24 protein-coding genes are annotated in these 26,423 nt (G+C 71.9%); 14 read left to right on the top strand and 10 right to left on the bottom strand.

Translation table 11 applies throughout. The features are described from left to right. Nucleotides 1–72: 72 nt before the first annotated feature. Nucleotides 73–696, bottom strand: a complete 624-nt coding sequence (locus ACFV6V_RS21845) for a nucleoside/nucleotide kinase family protein (protein WP_385567463.1) — start codon at nucleotides 694–696, stop codon at nucleotides 73–75. An 84-nt stretch (nucleotides 697–780) separates the two neighbouring features. Here ACFV6V_RS21845 and ACFV6V_RS21850 point away from each other — a divergent pair, with 84 nt between their 5' ends. From ACFV6V_RS21850 to ACFV6V_RS21860, 3 genes are all read left to right on the top strand, one after another. After that, nucleotides 781–1,179 carry a VOC family protein gene (locus ACFV6V_RS21850; RefSeq protein ID WP_385567466.1) on the top strand — a complete coding sequence of 133 codons (399 nt, stop codon included), beginning with the start codon at nucleotides 781–783 and terminating at the stop codon, nucleotides 1,177–1,179. A gap of 179 nt (nucleotides 1,180–1,358) precedes the next feature. Beyond that, the gene (locus ACFV6V_RS21855) at nucleotides 1,359–2,990 is read left to right on the top strand and encodes an alpha/beta hydrolase (protein WP_385567468.1); all 1,632 of its coding nucleotides are present in this window, start codon (nucleotides 1,359–1,361) and stop codon (nucleotides 2,988–2,990) included. A 111-nt stretch (nucleotides 2,991–3,101) separates the two neighbouring features. Further along, nucleotides 3,102–4,865, top strand: a complete 1,764-nt coding sequence (locus ACFV6V_RS21860; RefSeq protein ID WP_385567471.1) for an MFS transporter — start codon at nucleotides 3,102–3,104, stop codon at nucleotides 4,863–4,865. Nucleotides 4,866–4,965: 100 nt separating this feature from the next. Here ACFV6V_RS21860 and msrB read toward each other — a convergent pair whose 3' ends face one another. The 4 genes from msrB to ACFV6V_RS21880 form a co-directional block, all read right to left on the bottom strand. Then, complete coding sequence (msrB, locus tag ACFV6V_RS21865) at nucleotides 4,966–5,373, bottom strand: peptide-methionine (R)-S-oxide reductase MsrB (protein WP_385567474.1); 408 nt, start codon at nucleotides 5,371–5,373, stop codon at nucleotides 4,966–4,968. A 34-nt stretch (nucleotides 5,374–5,407) separates the two neighbouring features. Then, nucleotides 5,408–6,829, bottom strand: coding sequence for a UDP-N-acetylmuramate--L-alanine ligase (murC, locus tag ACFV6V_RS21870; RefSeq protein WP_385567476.1), 1,422 nt, complete (start codon nucleotides 6,827–6,829; stop codon nucleotides 5,408–5,410). Nucleotides 6,830–6,881: 52 nt separating this feature from the next. Continuing rightward, the gene (locus tag ACFV6V_RS21875) at nucleotides 6,882–7,352 is read right to left on the bottom strand and encodes an indole-3-glycerol phosphate synthase (RefSeq protein ID WP_385567478.1); all 471 of its coding nucleotides are present in this window, start codon (nucleotides 7,350–7,352) and stop codon (nucleotides 6,882–6,884) included. Nucleotides 7,353–7,484: 132 nt separating this feature from the next. Beyond that, entirely contained in the window at nucleotides 7,485–8,273 is a 789-nt protein-coding gene (locus tag ACFV6V_RS21880) for a pyrimidine reductase family protein (RefSeq protein WP_385567481.1), read from the bottom strand. On the opposite strand from ACFV6V_RS21880, the gene zapE reads away from it, so the two are divergent. Then, nucleotides 8,272–9,381 carry a cell division protein ZapE gene (zapE, locus tag ACFV6V_RS21885; protein WP_385567483.1) on the top strand — a complete coding sequence of 370 codons (1,110 nt, stop codon included), beginning with the start codon at nucleotides 8,272–8,274 and terminating at the stop codon, nucleotides 9,379–9,381. The genes ACFV6V_RS21880 and zapE overlap by 2 nt on opposite strands. A 56-nt stretch (nucleotides 9,382–9,437) precedes the next feature. Continuing rightward, entirely contained in the window at nucleotides 9,438–9,863 is a 426-nt protein-coding gene (locus ACFV6V_RS21890) for an OsmC family peroxiredoxin (RefSeq protein ID WP_385567486.1), read from the top strand. Between the two features lie 69 nt (nucleotides 9,864–9,932). On the opposite strand, the gene ACFV6V_RS21895 is transcribed toward ACFV6V_RS21890, so the two are convergent. Next, nucleotides 9,933–11,375, bottom strand: coding sequence for a S1 family peptidase (locus tag ACFV6V_RS21895; RefSeq protein WP_385567487.1), 1,443 nt, complete (start codon nucleotides 11,373–11,375; stop codon nucleotides 9,933–9,935). A gap of 246 nt (nucleotides 11,376–11,621) precedes the next feature. Here ACFV6V_RS21895 and ACFV6V_RS21900 point away from each other — a divergent pair, with 246 nt between their 5' ends. From ACFV6V_RS21900 to ACFV6V_RS21920, 5 genes are all read left to right on the top strand, one after another. Further along, nucleotides 11,622–12,365 carry a peptidyl-tRNA hydrolase gene (locus ACFV6V_RS21900; RefSeq protein ID WP_385567490.1) on the top strand — a complete coding sequence of 248 codons (744 nt, stop codon included), beginning with the start codon at nucleotides 11,622–11,624 and terminating at the stop codon, nucleotides 12,363–12,365. Between the two features lie 86 nt (nucleotides 12,366–12,451). Next, entirely contained in the window at nucleotides 12,452–13,231 is a 780-nt protein-coding gene (locus ACFV6V_RS21905; RefSeq protein WP_385567516.1) for a DUF4142 domain-containing protein, read from the top strand. 136 nt (nucleotides 13,232–13,367) lie between these two features. Beyond that, nucleotides 13,368–14,675, top strand: coding sequence for a DUF692 domain-containing protein (locus ACFV6V_RS21910; protein WP_385567492.1), 1,308 nt, complete (start codon nucleotides 13,368–13,370; stop codon nucleotides 14,673–14,675). Between the two features lie 6 nt (nucleotides 14,676–14,681). Then, a complete protein-coding gene (locus tag ACFV6V_RS21915) occupies nucleotides 14,682–15,722 on the top strand; it encodes a TIGR04222 domain-containing membrane protein (RefSeq protein ID WP_385567495.1) in 1,041 nt (346 codons plus the stop codon). A gap of 146 nt (nucleotides 15,723–15,868) precedes the next feature. Next, entirely contained in the window at nucleotides 15,869–17,518 is a 1,650-nt protein-coding gene (locus ACFV6V_RS21920) for an alpha/beta hydrolase (RefSeq protein WP_385567497.1), read from the top strand. Nucleotides 17,519–17,656: 138 nt separating this feature from the next. On the opposite strand, the gene hemQ is transcribed toward ACFV6V_RS21920, so the two are convergent. After that, nucleotides 17,657–18,370, bottom strand: a complete 714-nt coding sequence (hemQ, locus tag ACFV6V_RS21925) for a hydrogen peroxide-dependent heme synthase (RefSeq protein ID WP_385567499.1) — start codon at nucleotides 18,368–18,370, stop codon at nucleotides 17,657–17,659. A gap of 4 nt (nucleotides 18,371–18,374) precedes the next feature. After that, nucleotides 18,375–19,847: a protoporphyrinogen oxidase gene (gene hemG, locus ACFV6V_RS21930; protein WP_385567502.1), complete on the bottom strand. Its 1,473-nt coding sequence runs from the start codon at nucleotides 19,845–19,847 to the stop codon at nucleotides 18,375–18,377. A gap of 139 nt (nucleotides 19,848–19,986) precedes the next feature. Between hemG and ACFV6V_RS21935 the strand changes: the two genes are divergently transcribed. Both ACFV6V_RS21935 and ACFV6V_RS21940 read left to right on the top strand, forming a co-directional pair. Then, on the top strand, nucleotides 19,987–20,949 hold the full coding sequence (locus tag ACFV6V_RS21935; RefSeq protein WP_385567505.1) for a DUF4349 domain-containing protein: 963 nt from the start codon (nucleotides 19,987–19,989) through the stop codon (nucleotides 20,947–20,949). Nucleotides 20,950–20,977: 28 nt separating this feature from the next. Beyond that, entirely contained in the window at nucleotides 20,978–22,372 is a 1,395-nt protein-coding gene (locus ACFV6V_RS21940) for an FAD-dependent oxidoreductase (RefSeq protein ID WP_385567508.1), read from the top strand. A 68-nt stretch (nucleotides 22,373–22,440) separates the two neighbouring features. Here ACFV6V_RS21940 and ACFV6V_RS21945 read toward each other — a convergent pair whose 3' ends face one another. Beyond that, the gene (locus ACFV6V_RS21945) at nucleotides 22,441–23,595 is read right to left on the bottom strand and encodes an acyltransferase family protein (RefSeq protein WP_385567509.1); all 1,155 of its coding nucleotides are present in this window, start codon (nucleotides 23,593–23,595) and stop codon (nucleotides 22,441–22,443) included. Nucleotides 23,596–23,616: 21 nt separating this feature from the next. After that, complete coding sequence (hemE, locus tag ACFV6V_RS21950; protein ID WP_385567512.1) at nucleotides 23,617–24,717, bottom strand: uroporphyrinogen decarboxylase; 1,101 nt, start codon at nucleotides 24,715–24,717, stop codon at nucleotides 23,617–23,619. A gap of 89 nt (nucleotides 24,718–24,806) precedes the next feature. On the opposite strand from hemE, the gene ACFV6V_RS21955 reads away from it, so the two are divergent. Both ACFV6V_RS21955 and ACFV6V_RS21960 read left to right on the top strand, forming a co-directional pair. After that, a complete protein-coding gene (locus tag ACFV6V_RS21955) occupies nucleotides 24,807–25,451 on the top strand; it encodes a DUF3000 domain-containing protein (RefSeq protein ID WP_385567513.1) in 645 nt (214 codons plus the stop codon). A 264-nt stretch (nucleotides 25,452–25,715) separates the two neighbouring features. After that, entirely contained in the window at nucleotides 25,716–26,378 is a 663-nt protein-coding gene (locus tag ACFV6V_RS21960; RefSeq protein WP_242330499.1) for a response regulator transcription factor, read from the top strand. Nucleotides 26,379–26,423: the final 45 nt, after the last annotated feature.

Raw genomic sequence — 26,423 nt, forward strand, 5'->3', positions numbered from 1 at the left:
TTTCGAGCCTACCGACCACCCTGCCGGGAGCGCTCTTCGGGTGCCCGCGCCCGCCCCGCTGCTCAGCCCCGTTCAGTCCATCCGTACGGTCAGATGGGCCCGATGCCTGCCGTGCGCGACCAGCCGGGCGTTGGCCTCGTCGGAATCCGTTACCCAGCGCTCGGCGTACGGGCGTTCCTTGCCGGAGCGCACATGGCGGTCGACAAGCCTGGGCACCCGCAGCCGCTCGTCGAGCTCCAGGTACCAGACCTCGTCCAGGAGACCGCGGACCCGGGCCCAGGCACCCTCGTCGTGGAGCAGGTAGTTGCCCTCCGTGATGACCAGCGGGACGCCCGGGCCGACCGGGATGCTGCCCGCCACCGGCTCCTCGATCTCGCGTGCGAAGGCGGGCGCGTACACCGTGCTGCCCTCCTCGGCCCCCCGCAGCCGGGCCAGCAGCGCGGTGTACCCGGCGGCGTCGAAGGTGTCGGGCGCGCCCTTCCGGGACGCCCGCCCCAGCCGTTCCAGCTCCGCCTGCGCCAGATGGAACCCGTCCATGGGTACGAGCACGGCGAGCCCGTCCAGCCGCGCCACGAGCTCCCCGGCGAGGGTCGACTTGCCGGCCCCGGGCGGCCCGGCGATCCCGAGGATCCGGCGCACACCCGGCCGTGCGAGTCGTCCGGCCCGGGCGGTGAGCTGCTCGATCGAGGGGTCCATGGCAGGCATTGTGCAGGTGCCCGGGATACTGGGCGCCCCCAGCACCCCGGGCATCCCCGGCATCCCCCAGCAAGGAGCGCGCTCATGTCCACGCCGCAGCGCCGTATCGCCCTGGCCGCACTGGTCGTCCGCGACTACGACGAGGCCATCGCCTTCTACCGCGACGCCCTCGGTTTCGCCCTCGTCGAGGACACGGACCGGGGCGGCGGCTCGCGCTGGGTGGTCGTCCGCCCCGGGGACGGCGGCGGCACCGACCTGCTGCTCGCGAAGGCCGCCGACGAGGCACAGCTCGCTGCCGTCGGCGCCCAGACGGGTGGCCGGGTCGGCTTCTTCCTGTACACCGACGACTTCGCCCGCGACCATGCCCGGATGACCACCGCAGGGGTGCGCTTCCTGGAGGAGCCACGCCATGAGCCGTACGGCTCGGTGGCCGTGTTCGAGGACCTCTACGGCAACCGGTGGGACCTGCTCCAACCCGCGTGAAGCGTGGGCAGCGAGCTGACGGGACGTCTCAGCGCCTGCCGGCCCTGGACGTACGTTCGACCGCTTGTCCGGTCGCGAACTCGGGCGTCGGGCACGGATGTCACGCCCCGCCGCGCTCTGCGGCCATTCGGCCGCAGGCTGGTTTGCGGGTGCGTCAGACCTGACATGGGATCGGGTGCATGCACATACCCGGAGCGATTTCCGGCCGCGGGCGTTGTGCCGTGGTCACCCTCGCGGCGGTGCTCTGCACGGCGATGCACACCCCGGCCCACGCCCCGATGCGCACCCCACCGGCACGCTCCCTGGCCGGAGGACCGGTCCCTCCTCCCGCCGACGCGTCCGCTCTGGAATGGACCCCCTGCGCCGAAGCCCCCGGTTTCGAGTGCGCCACCGCCCGTGTGCCGCTCGACCACCGCGCTCCGGGCGGGCGCACGATCGAACTGGCCGTCATCAAGCGGCAGGCGACCGGCCCCGGGCGTCGTGTCGGCACCCTCTTCTACAACCCCGGAGGTCCCGGTGGCGCGGGGACGGAGGATCTGCCGCTGTCCTACGAAGCCTTCCCCGAGGAAGTACGCCGCCGCTTCGACATCGTGAGCTGGGACCCGCGCGGTGTCGGATCGAGCACCGCCGTGCGGTGCTTCGACACCCCTCAAGAAGCCTATGAGTGGGCCGCCGAGAGCCCCGGCGGCTTCCCGGTCGACGCGAAGGAACGCGAAGTCTGGTTCGACGGGTACGCCGAGCTGGCCAGGCGTTGTGAGAAGCGGGACCCCGAGCTGCTGCGGCATGTCTCCACCGCCGACACGGCCCGCGACCTCGACCGGCTGCGGGAGGCCGTGGGCGAGGTGCGGCTCAGCTACCTCGGGGTGTCCTACGGGACGCTGCTGGGCGCCACGTACGCCAACCTGTTCCCCGACCGGGTCCGCGCCATGGTCCTGGACGCCAACCTCGACCCCGAGGCCTGGTTCAACCACGGCGCGAAGAGCGACCCCCTGCTGACCACCTTCCAGCGCACGGACTCCGACCTGGGCGCCGCCGCGACCCTGCGGCAGTTCCTCGACCTCTGCGGGCGTACGGACACCGAGCGCTGCGCCTTCTCCGCGGGCAGCCCGGACGCGACCCGCGACAAGTACGAACGTCTGCTACGGCGTCTCGAACGGCAGTCCCAGGACGGCTGGACCTATGCCGCCGCCGTCGGCACCACGTTCGAACACCTCTACACCGTCCACCCCCAGTGGACCGAGCTCGCGGACACCCTCGAGGAGCTCTGGCAGGAGCGCACCCCGGAGGAGTCCCCGGCCACGCCCGCCCCGTTGCCGTACCCGGGCTACGAACAGATAGAGGCGATACGGTGCTCCGAGAGCCCCAACCCCAGGGACCCGCAGCGCTACCGCTCCCTCGCGGACTTCGGCCAGGCCCGCGCCGGTGACCTGGGACGCCTCATCCCCTGGTCGACCTCGGCCTGCGCGGTGTGGCCCGCGACGGCTGCCGACCCGTACACGGGTCCGTGGAACCGTCCCACCCCACCGCTGCTGGTGGTCAACTCCACCTTCGACCCGGTCACTCCCCACCAGGGGGCCCTGGCCATGACGCGCGAACTGGCCAACGCCCGTCTGCTCACCATCAAGGGCTACGGGCACACCGCGCTGGCGAACCCCAGCGTCTGCGCGGACGAGTACGAGAGCCGCTACCTCGTCGACGGTGTCCTCCCCCCGGCCGGCACCCTCTGCGCACAGGACATCCCCCCTTTCACCCCGGTCGAGCCCGAGGGCGGCATCGACACGGGCGGCGGCGGACTCGCCGAAGAGGACTGAGACCTCCGGCCCCGTAGCCGCCCCTCAAGCCCGCCTCCCCGTGCGTGCTAGCGTCCCCGGGCAACGACCGGCCGCACCTGGGGAGCATGGCCGGGCATGGGGGGAGCCATCGTGACCACCGTGGAACAGGACCGCCCGACGACGGCCGGCACCCGGGCAAGCCTGCCCTCCGTCGCGTACGGGGACCGGTGCACGCGCACCGGTAACGCACTCGTCGGCGCCTGGCGGCTCCTGCGCGACCCGGTGACCATCACCGTGATCACCGCGGGTCTGCTGCATCTGCTGTGGTTCCGCTTCGTCGCCAACAGCGGTGGTGACATCGCGGCCCAGGACGCATGGGCCGGGTTCGTCGGACGGCATCCCGGGTCCGCGTACAACTTCGCCTGGTACGGCGGGATGCACCCGATGTCGTACAGCGTCGTCTCGTCCCATCTGATGGCGGCGGTCGGCGTGCGGACGACGATGGTGGTCTCCGGGACGCTGTGCGCGGGTCTGCTGGCGTTCGTCCTCACCCGCTGCGGCGGAGTACGCCGTCCACTGCCGCCGGCACTGTGGGGTGCGGTGGCGCTCGTCTGCAATGCCGCTTCCGGCCGGGCCACGTTCGGACTGGGGCTCCTGTTCGGGCTCGCCGCGGTGGGCGTGCTGTTCTGGGGTGGAGGCGACGGCCGGGCGGCTCCTCCCGGGTGGCGAAGGCGCCTGCGGGGCGCCGCCGTGGTGTCGTTCTCGCTGCTCGCCACGGCCGCCAGTCCGGTGGCGGGGCTGTTCCTGGGGGTCCTCGGTGCCGCGCTGTTCCTGCGCGGGCGGCGGGCGGCGGCCTGTGCGGCGGCAGTGCCGCCGATAGCCGTGGTCGGTGCGTCGGCCCTGCTGTTCCCCTTCCAGGGGATACAGCCCCTGGCGTTCGGCACGGTGGTGCAGCCCCTCCTGTACACGGTGGCCGTGCTGCTGACGGCGCCACCGCGGTGGCGCACCGTACGGACCGGCGCGGCTCTCTACGCCCTCGGGATCGCCGTGGCCTGGCTGGTTCCCTCGCAGGTGGGCAGCAATGTGGAACGGCTGGCGCTGCTCTTCGCCGGTACGGCGCTGCTGGCCGCGGCAGGCGAGCGCCCTGCCGTCCGGCGGTCGCTGCGTCTGCCGCGCCTGCTGGTGGCGGGACTGGCGTTCGCCGGGCTGCTCACCTGGACGGTCAACAAGACGGTGTCGGACATCAGGCTCACCACTCCCGCCACGGCCTGGGCGAGCGGGCTCACGCCGCTGGTCGAGCAGCTGCGGAGCGGCGACGCCGTACGCGGCCGGGTCGAGGTCGTCCCGCAGCGCAGCCACCGGGAGGCGTCGGCGCTCACCCCGTACGTGAACCTGGCACGCGGCTGGAACCGTCAGGCGGACATGCAGCGCAACGCACTCTTCTACGACGGCACACTCGACGCCACCAACTACCGCGCCTGGCTGGAGCGGTGGGCGGTGCGCTATGTGGTGCTCCCGACGGGTGGCCGACCGGACATCGGGGCTGAGCAGGAGACGGAGCTGGTCTCGGCAGGCCTGCCCTATCTGACCGAGGTCTGGTCGGACGCCGGCTGGCGGCTGTTCCGGGTGACGGATCCCGCACCTCTCGCCGGGCCGTCCGCGTCCGTCATACGCGCCGGCGAGAGCGGGACGGACCTGACCGTGGACTCGCCCGGCCAGGTGCTGGTCCGGATTCCGTGGTCGCCCTGGCTGTCCCTGGTGGACGCGGACGGCAGGCGTCTGGAGGGCACCGCCCAGCGCGACGGCTGCCTGGCCGAGGCGGACGGCTGGACCCGCCTGACGGCACCGCAGCCGGGCGTCTACCGGATCGCCGCGCCCTACGGCGTGTCACGCGGCACGCCCTGCCCGCAGTGATGACCGACCGGATGACAGCCGGGACGGCCCGGTCTCGCCCACTTCGCCGACCAAGGGCTCTGACCAGGGAAACTCCCTGGTCAGAGCCACAGACACGGGCTCACTCGCCGGCCGGCTCCAGCCGCAGCGAGATCGAGTTGATGCAGTACCGCTGGTCCGTCGGGGTGGCGTAGCCCTCGCCCTCGAAGACATGCCCGAGGTGCGAGCCGCAGCGCCCGCAGCGCACCTCGGTGCGGACCATGCCGTGGGAGCGGTCCTCAATCAGCTCCACCGCGTCCGAGTCCTTCGGGTCGTAGAAGGACGGCCAGCCGCAGTGCGACTCGAACTTGGTGCCGGAGGTGAAGAGCTCGGCCCCGCAGGCCCGGCAGGAGTAGACACCCTTGGTCTTGGTGTCCGTGTACTCCCCGCGGAACGCGGGCTCGGTCCCGCCCTCGCGAAGCACCGCGTACTCCGCCGGGGTCAGCTCCGCGCGCCACTGCTCGTCCGGCTTCTCGACGTCGTACGCCATGCTCGCTCTCCCTCGCTTGGGGCCGTGGACGGCCTCAGTCAGACAGGTGGGCCAGGATCCGCGGACCGAGGTCGGTGACGTCTCCGGCGCCCATGGTGAGAACGAGATCACCGGGTGCGGCCATTCCCGCGATCAGGCCGGGGACGGCCTTCTTGTCGGACACGGGGGTCACCCGGGCGCCCGCGGCGGTCGCGGCGTCGGTGATCAGCACGCTGGTGACGCCCGGGATCGGGTCCTCGCGGGCCGGGTAGATGTCGAGGACCAGGGAGGCGTCGGCGAGGGCGAGCGCCTGGCCCATCTCGCTGCCGAGCTCCTGGGTGCGGGAGAAGAGGTGGGGCTGGAAGACCACGAGCAGCCTGCGGTCGCCCGCGGCGGCGCGCATGGCCTCGAGGTCGGCGGTCATCTCGGTGGGGTGATGGGCGTATGAATCGATGACCTGGACACCCGCCGCCTCGCCCTTGAGCTGGAGCCGGCGGCCCACACCGGTGTACGCGGTGAGGGCGGCGGCCAGTTCGGCGGGGGCGATCCCCATCCGGGCGCCGGCGGCGAGGGCGGCCGCTGCGTTGTGGGCGTAGTGGCGGCCGGGGACGGAGACGGTGAAGGTGATCTCGCCGCCGCCCGCTCCGCCGCCCGTGGCTGTGCCTTCCGCCAGCGAGACGGTGACCTCGCTGGTCATGCCGTTCGGCCGGATCGCGAGGATCCGCACATCGGCGGCCTCGTCCTCACCGACCCGCACGATGGTCAGGTCCTCGCGCACGGCGACCCGTGCGGCCAGCTCCCGGGCTCCGGAGTGCTCGCCGACGACCAGGGTGCCGCCCTGCGGGATCTTGGCGACGAACGCCTCGAAGGACTCGTAGATCTCGTCCATGGAGGCGTAGTTGGCGTGGTGGTCGAGCTCGACGTTGAGGACGATCGCGACATCGGGGTCGTACTTCTGGAAGCTGCGGTCGCTCTCGTCGGCCTCGGCGACGAAGATCTCGCCCTCACCGTGCCGGGCGTTCGTGCCGGGCCCCGCCAGGTCGCCGCCGATCGCGTACGAGGGGTCGAGGCCCAGCTCGCTGAGGGCCACCGCCAGCATGGAGGTCGTGGTGGTCTTCCCGTGGGTACCGGCCACGGCGATGGTGCCGGCGCCGTGCATCAGGGAGGCGAGGGCGTCGGAGCGGTGCACGACGGGCACGCCGAGCTCGGCGGCGCGGGCGAGCTCGGGATTGTCGGCGCGGATGGCACTGGACACCACCACGCAGGAGGCGTCGTCGGCGAGGTGCTCCGCGGCGTGTCCGATGTGCACGGTCACTCCGAGCGCGCGCAGGGCTTCGGCGGTCGCCGACTCCCTGGCGTCACTGCCCGCGACCTTGGCGCCACGCTGGGCGAGGATCTTGGCGATCCCGGACATTCCGGCGCCGCCGATGCCGATGAAGTGCGGCCGATCCATGGCGTGGGGGATGCCGGGTGCCATCTGTGTGTCTCCCAGAGTGCGGTCAGAGTGCGGTGTCGTACGAGAGCCCAGCCTATTCGCTGTGCGCGAAGAGCTTGAGCACCGGTACACCGACCTTGTGACGGGCCCGGGACGCCCAGTCGCGGTGGAAGAACTCCTCCACGTAGTGCGGCGCGGTCAGCACGATCACCTCGTCGGCCCCGGACTCGTCCACGACGGTCTTGAGCTTGTCCAGCGGGTGGTCCTCGACGATCTGGCCGACGGCCTCGCTCCCTGCCGCCCGCAGCACCGCGAGCGAGTGTTCGAGGGCACGCTCGGCGGGCTTTCTCGCCTCCTTGCCCTCAGGCTCGTCCCCTTCTCTGACGGCTTCCTTCAGCTCCCCCATCGCGACGTCGTCGATGGCACGCAGCAGCAAATCCGCCTGGTCGCCGCGGGGCTGCATGAGCACGATGAACGAGACGGCCTCGTCCCCGTGCAGAGTGGTGACGAAATCCACGTCGATGGACGTGAGGGGCTTCTCGATCATCAATACGCTTGTGAACACGTCGGGCGCCCTTCTGCGTTTCTCTGTTGCCGCCTTCGGCCTTCCGCGGAAACCATCCTTCCCCGCGCTCGCACGGGGTCCGTGAGTAATAGTGCCCGCCCGGGGCAAACCGGAACGAAAAACGCCGACCGCCTATCCGATCCGGCGGTAGCTGCTGAACAGGAACCCGTCCTCCTCCAGCAGCGACGCCAGCCCGAAGCGCCGTGGCACCGCCACCGACGGCCCGCCCGCGATCCGCTGGGCGTCCCCCGCCGTCAGCATCGGGGACACGGTCAGGCACAGCTCGTCCAGCGCACCGGACGCGATGAACTGACCCAGCAGCCGCGGGCCGCCCTCGGTGAGCAGCCGCCGCAGCCCGCGGTCCGCCAGTGCCCGTACGGCACGGACGGGGTCGACACCCGGGCCGTCCCCCGCGATCACGACCTCCGCGCCCGCCGCACGGGCCCTCTCGATCCGCTCGGGCGATGCCGCGGCCCCGGTCAGCACCAGGGTCGGCACCAGCGGCGAGGTGTAGAGGGGCAGGCTGAAGTCCAGATCGAGGCTGGCGCTGACCACGGCCACCGCCGGAGCGGGCCCCTGCCCGGCGGCCGCCCTGCGCTCCGCGAAGGCCTCCCGGGCCCGGGCGGGGCGGTAGCCCTCCTGGCGTACCGTTTCCGCGCCGACGATCACCGCATCCGCCAGCGCCCGCAGGGTGCCGAAGATCCGCATGTCCATCTCCGAGGACAACGGCTGCGAGCGCCCCTCGTGCTGGGCGGCGCCGTCCAGGGACGCGACCATGTTGCCCCGCAGCCACACGGCGTCCCCGCGGTGACACTCACCGGGGTACGCGTACGCGTCGGCGAGCTCGTCGAGGCTCCATTCGCGGTCGGCCATGTCGGCAGCCGCGACTGTCGGGTCGGTCACAGGGAACAGACGTCGCATGCCGTGCAGTCTGGCACGGCCCGTAGAGTGGGTAGCTGTGTCCACCAGCCCCATAACCGAAGCGGCCCCGGTTTCCCTGTGCGCCCGCGAGCCCCGTGTCCCCGCCGACCGCCTGGTCGCGGAGATGGTGCCGCCGCCGCGCTTCGACGCGGTCCGCTTCGACACCTATGTGCCCGACCCCCGCCAGCCCAGCCAGAGCGAGGCGGTCACGGTCCTGAGCACGTTCGCCGCAGGTCTGGGCGGGGCGCACGCCTCCGGAGCGGGCAGACGGCGCTGGTTCGCGAAGAAGCCCGCCGCCCCGACCGCACCGCGCGGCGTCTATCTGGACGGCGGCTACGGGGTCGGCAAGACGCATCTGCTGGCCTCGCTGTGGCACGCGACGCCCGCCGAACCGGCGCTCAAGGCCTTCGGCACCTTCGTCGAGCTGACCAATCTGGTCGGCGCGCTCGGCTTCCAGCAGACGGTGAGCACGCTCAGCGGGCACCGTCTGCTGTGCATCGACGAGTTCGAGCTGGACGACCCGGGTGACACCGTGCTGGTGTCCACCCTGCTCGGCAAACTGGTGGACGCGGGCGTGGCGCTCGCGGCCACGTCCAACACCCTGCCGGGGAAGCTCGGTGAGGGCCGGTTCGCCGCCGCCGACTTCCTGCGGGAGATCCAGGGTCTTTCCGCGCACTTCAGGCCGCTGCGGATCGACGGCGACGACTACCGCCACCGCGGGCTTCCCGAGGCCCCGCCGCCCTTCACGGACGAGCAGGTCGCCAAGGCCGCACACGCCGCCGAAGGCGCCTCGCTCGATGCCTTCCCCAGCCTGCTCGAACATCTGGCACGGGTCCACCCGAGCCGTTACGGAGCCCTGACGGACGGGGTGCGCGCCGTGTGCCTCACCGATGTGCAGCCGGTGCCCGACCAGTCGACGGCGCTGCGGCTCGTCGTACTCGCCGACCGGTTGTACGACCGCGAGGTGCCCGTGCTGGCGTCGGGTCTGCCGTTCGACAGGCTGTTCAGTGACGAGATGCTGAACGGCGGGTACCGGAAGAAGTACTTCCGGGCCATCTCGCGGCTCACCGCACTGGCCAGGGACGCCAAGGGGCTTGTCGACCGGTAGGTTCCAGTAGGTTGGGCCCAGTTGGACCTATTCACCGGTTTGAGAAGGGACCCATCATGGCCACCACGCGTCAGGCCCACACCGTCTGGGAGGGCGAGCTGCTCAAGGGCTCGGGCGTCGTCACCTTCGACTCGTCCGGCATCGGCGACTTCCCCGTCTCGTGGCCGTCGCGCGCCGAGCAGGCGAACGGCAAGACCAGCCCCGAGGAGCTGATCGCCGGCGCCCACTCGAGCTGCTACTCCATGGCGCTCTCCCACGGCCTCAGCGGCGCGGGCACCCCGCCCACCCGCCTGGAGACCAAGGCCGACGTCACCTTCCAGCCCGGCGAGGGCATCACCGGTATCCACCTGACGGTCACCGGCGAGGTCCCCGGCATCGACGAGGCAGCCTTCCAGGCCGCCGCCGAGGACGCCAAGAAGAACTGCCCGGTGAGCCAGGCGCTGACGGGCACGACCATCACGCTGAGCGCCAAGCTGGCGTAACACACGCGTACACGGAAGAGCGGCCCCGGGCATCCGCAGAGCCCGGGGCCGCTCTTCCTTTGCCGTGCCTCAGCCGTGCTGCTGGACCGCGCCGCCGTCACCGGCACCGGCGTCATCGCCACCACCGTTGCCGGGGTCCGCACCGGCCGTGGCACCGGCGTCGCCGGCCCCTCCGTCGCCGGCGGCACCGCCATTGAGGGCACCGCCGTCACCGGCACCGGCGTCCGCCGCACCGTCACCGCCGTCACCGATGCCGCCGTTCTCGGCACCGGCGTTCTCGGCACCCGCGTCAGCAGCACCGCCGTCACCGGCGCCGCCGTTCTCGGCACCCGCGTCGCCCGCCCCGGCGTTTCCGGCACCGGCATCCGCGGCGCCACCGTCACCAGCGCCGCCGTCACCGGCGCCGATCTGGGCGCCGACCGCGGCCAGCGCCGTGGTCACCGGCTGGAAGAAGGTTTCGCCGCCCTGGGTGCAGTCACCGCTGCCGCCCGAGGTGAGCCCGATCGCGTCACCCTCCCTGGTGAACAGCGCACCACCGCTGTCCCCCGGCTCCGCGCAGACATTGGTCTGGATGAGCCCGCTGACCGTGCCCTCCGGGTAGTTCACCGTCGCGTTGAGCCCGGTGACCTGGCCGTCGTTCAGCCCCGTGGTGCTGCCCATACGGAACACCTGCTGGCCCACGGCCGCTTCGGCCGCCTGCTTGATCTCCACCTGCTGCCCGTTGCCCAGGTCGACCGAGCTGGCCGCCTGCGTGTTGGGGTCGTCGTACGTGACGAGCGCGAAGTCGCCCTCGCCGGGGAAGACCGCCTCCTGGACCGTGCCGATCGGGGCGCCGCCCTGCTGGTCGGACCACTGCTCGGCCGCCACACCGCAGTGACCGGCGGTGAGGAAGCCGGGCTGGCCGTCCTGCGTGGTGACGTTGAAGCCCAGCGAGCAGCGGGAACCGCCGCCGAAGATGGCGTCGCCGCCCTCGACGAAGGGCTTGAACAGACCGGAGGACTTCTTGATCCGGGCCATTCCGTCGCCGAGCGAGCCGACGGCCGACTCCAGCTTGTCCCACCGCGAACCGGTGACCGTACGGTCCGCGGTCACCAGCACCTGGTTGGTGCGCGGGTCGATGGACCATGCCGAACCCGGCACTGCGGCCTTCCGGGCGAGCGACTCGGTGGCCGACGTGAGCGACGCCGCGCTGTTGCGGACGCTCCTGGCGACCGCGCCCGCCTTCTCGACCCGATCGTTCACCTTGTCGTCGTCGCCGACGACATTGACGACGAGCTGCTGCTTTCCCGTGTCGTAGTAGGCGCCGCCGTAGGAATCACCGAGTTGCTTTCCCAGCTGCTGGAGCAGTTCCGAGGCCGATGCGGCGCTCATCTTTCTGGGCGCTTCCGACGGTTCCCCCGCGCCGGACTGCGAAGCGTTGGCATTCGGCAGCAGTATGGCCGCTGCAGCGATGCCCACCGCTCCGGCTCCAGCGAGAATGGCCTTCCGCTTGGGTATTCGCCTGTGACTCAACTCTTCGCCTCCTGGGGGTGTTACGGACTTGGGTCGCCGAGGGGGACGACCGGGGACGCGTCCGGCCCTTGATACGGACGGAGGCAGCCGTTCCGTTCACCAGTGCGCAGAGGAAATCTTTTTGACGGTGCATCAGAACATGCGGTTCAGGACCTCGGCGGTTGATCGTGGACTTTCCGCGAGCGACCGGCAGTGACCGCTATTCCGGCAGCATCCGCCGCTTTTCCGGGCTGGCAGACTGGGCAGGTGAACACCAGCAGCTCCCCCGACAGCCCCTTCCGCCACGAACGGACCGCCCGCGACGAAGCCCCTCAGTTCGTCCTCCCTCTGGTGGCCCGGATCGAGAAGGCCGCTCCGCCGTCCCGCACCGACGCGCTGGAGACCGCGGCGCGTGCGGTGCTCGTGATGCTCAGCGACGAGCGGTCCCTCGGCGACGGTGAGTGGGCGCAGGCGATGCGGGACTGGCAGGACGCCCGGATCCGCAAGGTGGTGCGGAGGGCGCGCGGCGCCGAGTGGCGCAAGGCGTCGGCACTGCCCGGGATCACGGTGACGGGCGAGCGCGCGCAGGTGCGGGTGTTCCCTCCGGTGCCGCTGGACGGCTGGCCCAAGGAGCTGGTGAAGCTCCAGGTGTCGGGGACGGAGCTGGAAGACCCCACGGACCCCGCAGGAGCCGAGAACCCGGATCAGCCGGGTGTCCCCGCCGAGGCCCCCGGCGCGGCGGTGATCTGGCTCAGCCCCGAGCTGAGCATGTCGACGGGCAAGGAGATGGCCCAGGTCGGGCACGGAGCCCAGCTGCTCTGGTGGGACATGCGCGAGTCCGAGCAGACCGCGTGGCGTACCGCGGGCTTCCCGCTGGCCGTGCGGACGGCGCACCCCGAGCACTGGGCCCGGCTCACCGCGAGCGGTCTGCCGACCGTGCGGGACGCTGGTTTCACGGAGATCGCCCCCGGCTCGGTCACGGTCGTGGCAAGCCATCCGCAACTCGTCTGAAGCCCGTTGAACAGAACCCGCCCCCGCTGCGTACCCACCGGTACTGCCATACGCAGATACGCACAACCGCTGGGGAGGAACACTTGCTGCGGCGCATCAACGGGACAGCACTCATCATCGCGGCCCTGGTCGCAACGGTGGGCGCGCTCGCGTTTCCCGTCTGGTCCTACGCGGACCGCTCCGGCACGGGGCAGGCCAATCTGAACGCGTCGTCCGTGGCGACCCAGTGGGGCCCCCTGACCGCGACCGACCGCGACTTCCTGGTCAAGGTCCGCCTCGCCGGGCTCTGGGAGCTGCCCGCGGGCCAGCAGGCGATCGAGCGCGCGCCCAGCAAGGCCATCAAGGAGGCCGGTGACCACCTCGTCGTCGGTCACACCGACCTCGACCTGCGGGCCCGTGACGTGGCGGCCAAGCTCGGCGTCGAGCTGCCGAACCAGCCCAACGATCAGCAGCAGGGCTGGCTGCGGGAGCTGTCGGCGGCAAGCGGCCAGGAGTACGAGTACAAGTTCGCGAACCTGCTGCGCAACGCACATGGCAAGGTCTTCGCGCTGGTCGCGCAGGTGCGCCACACCACCCGCAACATGCTGATCCGGCAGCTCGCGAGCGACGCCAACCAGACCGTGCTGGACCACATCACCATGCTGGAGGCCACCGGCAAGGTGGACTTCGACGCGATCGCCAATGAGGCCGCCACCGGCGCCACGGCAAGCCCGACCGGCCCGCCGCCGCCGGACGGCAACCTCCCGCCGGCTCCGGCCCCGGTCACCCCGCAGAACCCCGGCGATGCCACGTCCAAGCCGTCGACCCAGCCGGGAGCGCCGACGGCTGTCAACACCAACCGGCCGGCGCCGGGCACCCAGCAGTAGCCGTCCCTCTCTGAAAGCGGGGTTCCGGACGCGTCACGCGTCCGGAACCTCAAATGAAGCTCTGAACGTCCCCTCCTCTGGATTCGGCGCGGTCCGGCCGGGCCATGACCCCTGCACACGCAGAGGAGGGGGACGCATGAAGAGGATCGAAAGGCTCGGCACCGGCATCGGCTGGCGCCCTGAGATAGCGGAGGCCGTCGAGCGGCTGCCCGGGCTCGACTGGGTCGAGGTCGTGGCGGAGAACGTCTGCCCCGGCCATCTGCCCGACTCCCTCGTACGCCTGCGCGAGCGGGGTGTCACGGTCGTCCCGCACGGGGTCGCACTGGGCATCGGCGGCGCCGGACGCCCCGACCCGGGACGTCTTTCGGCACTGGCCGAGCGGGCCGAGGCACTCGGGTCCCCGCTGGTGACCGAGCACATCGCGTTCGTACGCGCCGGAGGTCCGCTCACCGCGTCGCCCGGCCTCGAGGCCGGGCACCTGCTGCCCGTGCCCCGCACCCGGGACGCCCTGGCCGTGCTCTGTGAGAACGTGCGCATCGCCCAGGACTCCCTCCCTGTGCCGCTGGCCCTCGAGAACATCGCCGCGCTGATCTCCTGGCCCGGCGATGAGCTGACGGAGGGGCAGTTCCTCGCCGAGCTCGTGGACCGCACGGGCGTACGACTGCTCATCGACGTCGCCAATCTGCACACCAACCGCGTCAACCGCGGCGAGGACCCGCTGGCCGCACTCGACGAGATGCCCGTCGAAGCCATCGCCTACGTCCATGTCGCCGGAGGTCTCGAACAAGGCGGGGTCTGGCACGACACCCACGCCCATCCGGTGCCGCGGCCGGTCCTCGACATCCTCGCGGAGCTGCGCCGCCGCACCGACCCGCCAGGCGTGCTGCTCGAGCGGGACGACGACTTCCCGCCGCCCGACGAGCTGGCCGGGGAGCTGACCGCGATCAGGCAGACCCTGGAGTCGGCGGCGGCAGACGCACCAGCGGCTCCCGTACGCGATCTCCGCCCCGCGCGCCCGGTCTCCGCCGCAACGGAGGAGGCACGTGAGCGGCTCGGGCTGGCCCAGGCGGCCCTGCTGTCCGCGCTGGTCGCGGGTACGCCCGCGCCGGAAGGCTTCGACGCGCAGCGGCTGCGGGTACAGAGCCGGGCCCTCGCCGCCAAGCGCTCCGACGTGGTGGCGAAGGTGGCTCCGGAGCTGCCGCAGATCCTCGGCAGCGGCTACCGGCCCGCGTTCGTCGCCTACGCACGGAACCGGCCCATGAGCAGCGGGTACCACCGGGACGCACTGGACTTCGCCGAACACCTGCTGATCGCGGGACACCCGCAGGACCCGGCCACGCGACGGCGGCTCACGCACTGGTGGCAGGACAGGGCGGGCGCCCGCCCGCCGCGCCGCACGACCCGGATCGTACGGGCGGCCCGTGCCGCCCTCGTCAGGAGGTGACTCCCCATGATGCTGAACATCCTCGCGATACTGGTGAATCTCGCCGTGGCCCTCTCGTCGGCGCTGCTGATCCGGGGACTCGCCCGGGCCCGTGGCCGCGGTGCGGCCGGCCACCTGCACGACGTCATGGAAGCCGCCTTCCTGAACGGCGGCCCCGCCCGTGTCGTCGACACGGCGCTGGCCACCATGACGACCAGCGGACGGATCACCATCGGCGGCCCGGGAATCCTCGCGGTGCGGCAGCCCGTGGCCTACCACCCGGTGGAGCAGGCGATCCTCCAGGAGGCATCCGCGGCACCGAGCGGGGCGCTGCACACCGTGCGGCTGAGAGTGATGCGCGGTCGCGCCGTGCAGGCGATCGGTGACGGACTCGCCGCACGCGGTCTGATGGCGGCGCCCCGTCTGCTGCGCCCCTTGCGGCGCTGGGCGGGAACACAGACGGTCTGCTGCTTCCTGCTGTTCCCCGGCGGAATCGTGGTGATGGCCCTCCAGTACACGGCCCTCGAGGGGTACGAGCACTCGTTTCCCTTCTTCGTGGCGATCCTGCCCGCGATCTTCGGAGGATTTCTCGTCGGGGCCGTCTGCGCCGCGAAGGCCGGCCGCAAGGTGACGGCGGCGGGCCGGCGGGCCGCGTCCGAGTACCGGCGGGCCCATGCGCGGACCACGGACACGGCACATGTGGTGGCGCTGAACGGGCTGCGCGCGCTTCCCGACCCCCTGCTCCAGGGCCAGTTGACGACGGCCGCCCGGCTGGTGCGGACCGGGCACGGCCGGTCCTCTGCTGACGACGGTGCGGTGCCCGCGCTGATCGGGGCGGATGTGGTGTGGTGCGCCTCGACCCCCGACGGAGGCGGTTCGGGCGGCGGAGGCTGCGGCGGTGCGAGCGGCAGTTCCTGCGGCGGGAGCGGCGGGTGCAGCGGTGGCTGCGGAAGCTCGTCCGGCGGCGGGTCCAGCTGCGGGAGCTCGTCCGGCGGGTCGAGTTGCGGAGGCAGCAGCTCAAGCTGTGGCGGCGGTTCGAGCTGCGGCGGCGGTGGCGGCGGTGACTAGGCCGCGTCCAGACCGTGTCCGGGCCTGACCGGGCTGTCCGGGACTGACGCATCGGGGTCATTGACGCCGACACCGGACACTGGTGCTTTACAAGCCTCTCCCCTGCGGTGATCTTCGTGCCACGCGGCGGTACGAAGGGAAACACGATGAGCGTACGAGTGTGGCGCGGAGTATTCGGCTCCCTGGTCCTGTCGGCCCTCGTCGCCGCACCGGCCGGAGGAGCCACCTTCCCCGGGGTACCCGTCGGCGAAGGCACAGGACAAGGCAGCCGCGTCCGGGCCACCCCGCTCGAGGACGCCGGTGTGCTCATCGCCGCCGCCCGCGCGGGCACCGCGGGGATCGGCTTCGGGCCCTGCGCCGCCGTCGAGCAGCTCCCCTCGTACGTCGAATGCGGAACGGTCGATGTCCCGGTCGACTACGCCGAACCGCTGGGCCGTCAGATCCCGCTCACCGTCAGCCGGGTCAGGGCCGGTGGCCCCGCCGCCGCGCGCCAGGGCGCGCTGGTCTACAACCCGGGCGGACCCGGTGGCTCGGCCATGTACTTCCCCAAGGCCTCCCGGTGGCCCGAGTGGAAGCGGATCGCCGGGGCGTACGACCTGGTCGGTTACGCCCCGCGCGGAGTCGGGCGGTCCGCTCCGCTGTCCTGCCAGGACCCGGCCGACTTCACCAAGTCCCCCACGCAGGCCCCGACCGAGCCGTCCGCGTCCTACAAGCAGGAGCGGATCGCCCGGGCCAAGGCCTACGCCCGTGGCTGTGCCCGCCACGGTGGCGCGGATCTGCGGCATATCAACTCCCTCAACAACGCCCGCGATCTGGAGGTGCTCCGGGCGGGCCTCGGCGAGGACAAGCTGACGTATGTCGGGTCCTCGTACGGGACGTATCTGGGGGCGCTGCACGCTGTGCTCTTCCCCGGGCATGTGCGGCGCATGGTGCTGGACTCGGCGGTCGACCCGGCGCCGGACAAGATCTGGTACCGCAACAACCTCGAGCAGTCAGTGGCTTTCGAGGGCCGTTGGGCGGACTTCCGCGCCTGGGTGGCCCGGCATGACGCCACCTACGGCCTGGGCACGACCGCGGCCGGGGTCCAGCACAGCTACGAGCTGGCCCGGGCCCGGCTCGCGCATGAACCGGCCGGGGGCAAGGTGGGTCCTGAGCAACTGCGGTCGGCTTTCCTCCAGGCCGCCTATTTCGACGACTACTGGCCGCGCCGGGCCGCGGCCCTCGCCAAGTATCTGAAGGGCGACCCGAGTGCGCTGATCGCGGTGGCCGCGCCGGATCCGGAGGAGGCCGTGGAGGAGGAGAACGGCAACGCCGTCTACACGGCCGTCGAGTGCAACGACGCGCCGTGGCCCACGGACTGGAAGGTGTGGGACCGCGACAACACCGCTCTGGCCCGCCGGGCCCCGTTCGAGACCTGGGCCAATGTGTGGATGAACCTGCCGTGTGCCTACTGGTCCGCGCCCCGGCAGCAGCCGCTGGACGTGCGCACGGCCCCGGGTGTGCTGCCGCCGCTGCTGATCCTTGCGGCCGAGCGGGACGCGGCGACACCGTACGCGGGTTCGCTGGAGCTGCACCGGCGGCTCGGCGGCTCGGTGCTGGTCACCGAGCAGGACGCCGGTTCGCACGGCATCGTGGGCGGTTCCAACGCCTGTGTGAACGGCCATGTGGACGCGTATCTGCTGGAGGGCAGGACGCCGGTGCGGCGCGCATCATGCGCGCCGCACCCGCAGCCGGACCCGGTGTCTTTGGACCAGCGCGCGGTGGAGCGTGAGCGCGCTCTGCCGCCCGCTGTCTGATCTTCCGGGTCAATGGGGGTGGGCCGCCCGGCGGAACGGCTCACCCCAAGTCATCAGGGTGCCCCGGCTACCACGGGAACACTCTGGGCCATGGGAACGCCCCTGGCCATGGGGCACCCCCGGTCATTCGGCGGCGGCTCAGGCCAGCCCGGCCACCAGCTCCGCCACGCTCTTGCGCCGCCCGGTGTAGAACGGGATCTCCTCACGCACGTGCATCCGCGCCTCGGAGGCCCGCAGATGGCGCATCAGGTCGACGATCCGGTACAGCTCGTCGGCCTCGAAGGCGAGGATCCACTCGTAGTCGCCGAGCGAGAACGAGGCGACCGTGTTGGCGCGCACGTCCGGGTAGCCGCGGGCCATCTTGCCGTGGTCCGCGAGCATGCGCCGGCGGTCCTCGTCGGGCAGCAGGTACCAGTCGTACGAGCGCACGAACGGGTACACCGAGACGTAGTTGCGGGGCGTCTCGTCGGCGAGGAACGCAGGGATGTGCGACTTGTTGAACTCGGCGGGCCGGTGCAGGGCCATGTTCGACCACACCGGCTCGAGGGCACGGCCGAGGCGCGTGCGGCGGAAGAGGTTGTAGGCCTCCTGGAGCTGGTCCGCGGTCTCCGCGTGCCACCAGATCATCAGGTCGGCGTCGGCGCGCAGTCCGGACACGTCGTACGTGCCGCGAACGGTGACGTCCTTGGCTGCGAGCTGGTCGAACAGCTCCTGGACCTCGTCGGCGTAGCCGACCCGGTCCTCGGGCAGTACGTCGCGCAGCCGGAAGACTGACCACAGGGTGTAGCGGATGACCTCGTTGAGGTCCTTCGCCTTCTTACCGGCGTTCGGGATCTTTTCGGGCGCACTCATAGGGCTATTCTCGCCCGTCCCGGGCAGTGCCCCGCACCAGGGGGGCCGTGGCGATGATCTCTTCCGCGGCGCGTCGCCCGCTGCCGATGCAGGCGGGGATGCCCACACCGTCGTATGCCGCCCCGCACACCCGCAGCCCGGGGAGTTTCGCCACCGCGTCACGGATACGGGCGACCCGGCCCAGATGGCCGACCGGATACTGCGGCAGACCGCCCGTCCAGCGGGTGACCTCGGTGGCGACCGGCCGGGCGGCGAGTCCGGTGGCCTCGCCGAGGTCGGTCAGCGAGACGTCCACGAGCTCGGAGTCCTCGCGGTGCAGCGGCTCCTCATCGCCGTAGCGGCCCACGGAGGTGCGCAGCACGAACACGTCAGGTGCTCTGTCCGCGACCCAGCTCCATTTCCGGGCCGAGAACGTGGACGCCTTGATCGTGCGGCCGTCGACGGGCGGCACGAGGAACCCCGAGCCGTCCGGGAGCTGTCCGGTCAGGTCGGAGCGGCGGAAGGCGAGGGTGATCAGCGCCATCGAGGCGTATTCGACAGTGGCGAGCTCGGCTGAGGCCGCCGGGGACTCGGCGGCGAGCAGTGTGGACGCCGGTCCGGCCGGGGCGGCGAGCACCACCGCGTCGGCGGTGAGCTGCCGCGCTTCGGTGCGGATCAGCCAGTGGTCGGTGGTGCGGGCGAGGCCCAGCACCGGGATCCCAGTGAGGATCTCAGCGCCCTGGGCCCGTACGGCGTCGGCGACGGCGGACGGCAGCGTGCCGACACCGCCGTCGATGCCCATGAAGACGGGGCCCGTCTCCTGCCGCTGGGCGGCCCGGCGCTGGATCGCCTGGACCGCGTCGTGGAGGGAGCCGCCCGCTTCCCTGGCCGCTTCGAAGAGCTGGGGGACTGCGGCGCGCATGGAGATCCGGTACGCGTCGCCCGCGTACACCCCGCCGAGCAAGGGCTCGACCAGGCGGTCCACAACCTCGCGGCCGAGCCGCTGGGCTACGAACTCGCCGATGGCCACGTCGTCGCCGAGGTCGGCCGGGGGCAGTTCGCGCTCCCTTTCGATCCGGGCGAGGCCCTCGGCGGAAAGCAGCCCGCTCAGTGCTTCGGCGCTGCCCGGCACGCCCATCACATGACCCTTGGGCATCGGGCGCAGCGCGCCGCGGGTCCATACGGACGCGGTGGTCGTGGCGGGTGCCTGGAGCCGGTCGCCGAGGCCCACGGCGCGGGCCAGGTCCACGCCCTCCGGACGGCGGGCGAGCATCGACTCGGCGCCGAGGTCGACGGGCGCGCCGGCGATCTCGCCGGCCAGGAGCTTGCCGCCCAGCCGGTCGGACGCCTCCAGCAAGGTCACCCGGACGCCCTCGCACAGCAGCCGGTGTGCGGCTGCGAGCCCGGCGATCCCGCCGCCGATGACGACGACATGGCCCGGCTCTCCCGCAGGTGTGCCCGTGTCCGTATACGTCTCGGTGTCCGCGTCCGCGTTCATGCGTCCACTCTCTCAAACCGCCTGCCAGGGACCGTAATGAGTCCCGACCGTGACCGCTTCGGGACCATGAAACGGCAACCCGTTCCCCCGTCCGGCACGTCGAACCGTCAGCCAGTCAACACCACCCTGGGGGGACGACATGCGTGTACGGCGCCATTTGTTCGCGGCGGCACTGCTGACCACCGCATTCACGCTCGCGGGTTGTAGCGCGTCCGGCAGCGACTCGACCGCGGACGCGAAGGCGGCGGCGAGGCCGGGTGCGGCCGAGGCGGCGGTCGGTGGCGGTCCGGCGGCCGATTCCGGATACGCCGCCGCCTCACCCGCCCCGGGCTCGCAGCAGGGCGGGACGGCGAAGAAGCCCGTGGCGGCGGGCACGCACATCATCCGCACGGCCGGGCTGTCCGTGGAGGTGAAGGACGCCACCAAGGCGCTGGCGCGGATCCGTACGACCATCGAGGCCGCGGGCGGGCATGTCGCGGACGAGACGACCGAGCGCGTCGACGACACGCGTGTGACCTCGCACATCGTGCTGCGCGTGCCCCAGGAGCGTTACGCCTCGCTGCTCACCGAGCTCGAGGGCTCGGGCAAGCTGCTCTCGCGCAAGGCGGACGCCAAGGACGTCACCGACCAGGTGGTCGATGTGGCGAGCCGGATCGCCACCCAGCGGGCGAGTGTCGCCCGGGTGCGGGCACTGATGGACCGGGCGGACGAACTCGCCGACGTGGTCACGCTGGAGGGAGAGCTGAGCAGGCGCCAGTCCGAGCTGGAGTCCCTGCTGGCCCAGCAGGCGTCGCTGAAGGACCGTACGGCGATGGCGACGATCACCCTGGAGCTGTCCGAGCCGGACGGCGCTGAGCCCGTGGCCGACGACGAGGACCCCGGATTCCTGGACGCGCTGAAGGGCGGCTGGGAGGCGCTGGCGGCGACGGTGCACTGGATCGGTCTCGTCCTCGGTGCGGTGGCACCCTTCGCGGCGGTGCTCGCGGTGGTGTACGCGGTCTGGCGCTGGCTGATCCGGCCGCTGCGGCAGCGGCGGCGCCCCGCTGCCGCACCCGGGCAGCCGACGCAGCCCGAGCGGACTCAGCAGGCTGAACGGGACTGAACGGCCTTCCGCCCGTAGCGTGTTCCCCATGGAACGACTGGTGGTCATCGGCGGCGACGCGGCAGGCATGTCGGCCGCGTCGCAGGCCCGCAGGCTCAGGGGTCCGCAGGAGCTGGAGATCGTCGCCTTCGAGCGGTCCCACTTCGCCTCGTACTCCGCGTGCGGTATTCCGTACTGGGTCGGCGGCGACGTCCCCGGACGTGACGAACTGGTCGCGCGCACCCCCGACGAGCACCGGGCGCGCGGGATCGAGCTGCGGATGCGTACCGAGGTGGTGGAGATCGACCTCCCGCCTCGGGGCTCTGCCACCCGCGGTGGTCGGGTCAGATCCCGTGACCTGGAGTCGGATACCGAGTCGTGGACGGACTTCGACAAGCTCGTCATCGCGACCGGCGCCCGGCCGGTGCGCCCGGCGTTGCCGGGCATCGACGCGCCCGGGGTGCACGGTGTCCAGACCCTGGACGACGGGCAGGCGCTCCTCGACACCCTGTCCCGGTCGTCAGGGAGGCGTGCCGTGGTCATCGGCGCCGGGTACATCGGCGTCGAGATGGCCGAGGCGCTGCTGAAGCACGGCTACGAGGTGACCGTGGTCAACCGGGGCGAGCAGCCCATGGCCACGCTCGACCCCGACATGGGCCGGCTGGTGCACAAGGCCATGGACGGGCTCGGCATCACGACCGTCAACGACTCCCCCGTCACGGGCATCCTCACCGGGCCCGACGGCCGGGTGCGCGCGGTCAGCACCGAGGAAGCCGAGTACCCCGCCGATGTGGTCGTACTCGGTATCGGTGTGGAGCCCGAGACGGCCCTGGCGCGTGCGGCGGGCCTGCCACTGGGGGTCCACGGGGGCCTGCTCACCGATCTCGCGATGCGGGTGCGTGGCTACGAGCAGGTCTGGGCGGGCGGGGACTGTGTCGAGGTGCTGGACCTCGTCTCGGGCCGCGAGCGGCATGTCCCGCTCGGAACACACGCCAACAAGCACGGCCAGGTCATCGGCGCGGGCGTCGGAGGGGGCTATGCGACGTTCCCCGGGGTCGTCGGCACCGCCGTCAGCAAGGTCTGCGATCTGGAGATCGCCCGCACCGGGCTGCGCGAGAAGGACGCCCGCGCGGTGGGGCTGCGCCATGTGACGGTGACGGTCGAGTCGACCAGCCGCGCGGGCTACTTCCCCGGTGCGGCTCCGATGACGGTCAAGATGCTCGCCGAGCACCGCACGGGACGGCTGCTGGGCGTGCAGATCGTGGGCCGCGAAGGCGCCGCGAAGCGGGTGGACATCGCGGCGGTCGCCCTCACGGCCGGGATGACGGTGGAGCAGATGACATCGCTCGACCTGGGCTACGCCCCGCCCTTCTCACCGGTCTGGGACCCGGTCCTGGTCGCCGCGCGCAAGGCGGTGGCGGCGGTCCGGGAGGCCGGTGTCTGACCCCGGCCTCCATGTGGGCGGCGGCCGGCCTGCCTGGCCCGGCACGGGAGCAGGCAGGCCGCCGGGGCTCAGGACGTGGTCCGCCGCGAGGCGCCCTCACGGTGGCGTCCGGGCTCGGCGAGGGCGTGCTTCAGCCCCTGCTTCAGCGGCCGGGCCAGTGGCTTCTCCACCAGGCGGTGCACCAGGTAGGCGAGCAGCAGCATGCCGACCACGAGCATTCCGATCAGCGGATACGCCGGGACGTGCGGCTCCAGTACGCCGATGATCTCCCAGCCGATGTTCTGGTGCAGCAGGTACAGCGGGTAGGTGGCGGCCCCGGCGTACGCCAGCCACCGCCAGTTCATCCACGACAGCTTCCCGGTGGCGACGAGGCCCATCAGGGCGAAGCACACCACGAGGACCGCCACGACCGGCCAGAACGGGACCGGGTCGTCGAAGTATCGGAGCGTTCGGCTCCAGGTGGCGCGCGCGGACGGCACGGCCGCACCGAAGCACACGAGCACGATCCCGGTGAGCAGCAGCGTCGGCCGGAACCGGTACATCAGGTAGAACGCCATTCCGGCGATGAAGTACCAGCAGTGCTGCGGCATGATCATGAGTCGCAGGGCTTCGTCGCCGGACTTGCTGAACGCGATGCCCGCCACGGCCCACACGCAGCAGAAGATGACGACGCGCTTGTAGGTCAGGCCCCACCAGGCCACGAGCGCGAACAGCAGGTAGAAGCGGAGCTCCGCGAAGAGCGTCCAGTAGACCCCGTCGACCATGCGGATCCCGAGCGGCTCCTGAAGCATGGTCAGGTTGGTCAGCACGTCCGGCCACGGAAGCGGATCCTGGCCGCCCGGCACCAGCAGCAGCACCGCGGTGGTGGCGAGCACGGCGAGCCAGTAGGCCGGGTAGAGCCGGGTCACCCTGGAGACGAAGAAGTCACCCACCGACCGTCCCCAGCAGCTCATGCAGATGACGAAGCCACTGATCAGGAAGAACAGCTCCACCCCGAGCCAGCCGTAGGCGGCGAACGGGAAGGCGGAGGGGAACTTGACCTGGCCGGAGGCCGACCAGCCCCCTCCTCGTGCCATGTAGTGGTAGGCCACCACCATCAGGGCGGCGAGCAGCCGCAGGCCGTCCAGCGCATTGATCCGTCCCGGCCGGGACGCGGGTATGTGCGGCGGCGCCGGATCCTGTCGTTGGCGCGGCAGGGCAAGCGTCGAGGTATCTTGCGGCACGTCGGGACGATCCCCTCGGGTCTAGCGCGCGGTCTGGGTGTGGACGTGCTCCACAAGCCGGGTCAGCGCGTCCGGGTCCGTGGTGGGCAGGACACCATGGCCCAAGTTGAACACATGTCCGTCGAGCCCGGCCGCGGCGTCCAGCACCTCGCGGGTCTTGGCCTCGATCGCCTCGGGCGAGGAGAACAGCACCGCGGGGTCCAGGTTGCCCTGGAGCGCCTTGCCGGGGCCGACACGGCGGGCGGCCTCGTCCAGCGGGACCCGCCAGTCGACGCCGACGACATCCGCGCCCGCCTCGCCCATCAGACCCAGCAGTTCCCCGGTGCCGACGCCGAAGTGGATGCGCGGCACGCCGTAGCCCTGGACGGCCTGGAACACCTTGACGGACGCGGGCATCACCGAGCGCCGGTAGTCGGCGGGGGCGAGCGCGCCGACCCAGGAGTCGAAGAGCTGCACGGCGCTCGCCCCGGCCTCGATCTGCACCTTCAGGAAGGCCGCGGTGATGTCGGCGAGCCGGTCGAGCAGTTCGGCCCACAGTTCCGGGTCGCCGTACATCAGGGCCTTGGTGTGCTCGTGGTTGCGGGACGGGCCGCCCTCCACGAGGTAGCTGGCGAGGGTGAAGGGCGCGCCGGCGAAGCCGATGAGCGGGGTGGCACCGAGCTCAGCGGTGAGCATGCCCATGGCCTCGGTGACATACGCGACATCGTCGGGGGTCAGCTCGCGCAGCCGGGCGAGGTCCTCACGGCGGCGGATCGGCTCGGCGACGACCGGGCCGACGCCCGGCTTGATGTCGAGGTCGATCCCGATGGCCTTGAGCGGTACGACGATGTCGCTGAAGTAGATCGCGGCGTCGACCTTGTGCCGGCGCACCGGCTGGAGCGTGATCTCGGTGACCAGCTCCGGCCGCATGCAGGACTCCAGCATCGGAATGCCTTCGCGCACCTTCAGATACTCGGGCAGCGAGCGTCCCGCCTGGCGCATGAACCAGACCGGCGTGTGCGGCACCGGCTCACGTCTGCACGCCCGGATGAAGGCGGAGTCACGGGTGGCGGAGGCCGCCGGGCTCGCGGACCGGGTGGCATCCGGGGCGGCGGGAGTCGTGGGAAGGTCGTTGGCGCTCACGCCCAGAATCTTCGCATGTGGGCGCGAGCAGCACGCCCGGCCGGGTGTCCTCCCTGCGCGCGGCCCGCGTTCCGCTTACTCTTCCCCGCATGGCTGCGGCTCAGGGACAGTTCTCCGATCATTCCGACGACGCGGAGCGGAACGCCGTCCCGCGGGCGTTCCGCCAGGCGGTGGACGCGTTCGCCGCCGCCCGGCTGAGGCCGGAGATCGAGGTGGAACACACCCGCCCGCCGCAGCGGCTCGCGCCGCACGCGTACGCCCTTGAGGCGGCGGTCGTCTCCGACGGCGAGGATCTCGCGGACGGTCGGCTCGTACTGCTGCACGACCCCTCGGGACACGAGGCATGGAAGGGCACGTTCCGGCTGGTCACTCTCGTGCGTGCGGAGCTGGAGCCGGAGATGGCGGCTGATCCGCTGCTGCCCGAGGTGTGCTGGTCGTGGCTGACGGGCGCGCTGGAGGCGCGCGGCCTGTTCCACGGCGAGGCGGGCGGCACGGTCACCCGGGCGGGATCCCACTACTTCGGAGCCCTGGCGGAGCGCCGCGCCGCGACCCAGATCGAGATCCGGGCGTCCTGGACCCCGCTCGAGGGCCGCGACGGCGTCCCGGACACAGCCGCGCACCTCGCAGCCTGGTGCGACCTCCTGTGCCAGGTCGCGGGCCTCCCCCCGTCGGGCCCCGACGCCTCCTCGGGCGTGGTCTCCCTCCCCCAGCGCCGGGGCCCCCACGCGCGGTAGACCGCAGCGGCCCCCGCGCACGGCAGACCCCGGCGCCCACCACGCGGCCGCGAGACCGGCCGCGCCGGCGCCCGCCCAAGAGCCCACCCGGCACCGCACAACACCGCGCATGTGTCCGAATTGCCGGAATTGTTACTCACCAAATCGTGATCATTCTCTAAAGGCGCGCGAGATTGCTGCCGAAGAGGTGGTGACCCTTCAAGCACGGTTTCGCCCCGGCTTCACCCCCGAGCCGGCTCCGTCCCCCACCTTCCAGGAGGCCTGGTGTCCGTTCTCCTCGAGCAGCCCGCAAGCCTGGTCGCCTACCGCCCGAACAAGCCGACCGCCATGGTCGTCGTGGCCGACCCGCGCGTCCGTTCCACCGTGACCCGCCACCTGTGGGCCCTCGGAGTACGTGACGTCATCGAGGCGTCGTCCATCGCGGAGGCCCGCCCCCGCGTCGGCAACCCGCGCGACATCTGCGTGGCCGACGTCCACCTGCCCGACGGCTCCGGGCTGACCCTGCTGTCCGAGACACGTGCGGCGGGCTGGCCCAACGGGCTCGCGCTCTCCGCCGCCGATGACATCGGCGCCGTGCGCAACGCCCTGGCGGGCGGGGTGAAGGGCTATGTCGTCACCGGCACCCGTACGAACCTCGGACATCCCACCCGTCCCGGTGCCGCGCCCATCGGCTCGGCAGCCGCCCGGCTGCACCGCCGTCCCCCCGGCGCCCCGAGCCACCCCGGCGGCTACCGCGAGCTGTCCGGGCGGGAGGTGGAGGTGCTCCGGCTCGTCGCCGAGGGCCAGTCGAACAAGGCGATCGGCGTATCGATGGGCCTTTCGGCCCTGACCGTGAAGAGCCATCTCGCCCGCATCGCGCGCAAGCTCGGCACCGGCGACCGGGCCGGAATGGTGGCCGTGGCACTGCGTACCGGCATCATCCACTGAGTCTTCCGCAAAGGGCTGCCGCCCGCCGACGGAACGTTCCGTCGG

This window comes from Streptomyces sp. NPDC059828 (assembly GCF_042731955.1).
Taxonomy (GTDB): Bacteria; Actinomycetota; Actinomycetes; order Streptomycetales; family Streptomycetaceae; genus Streptomyces.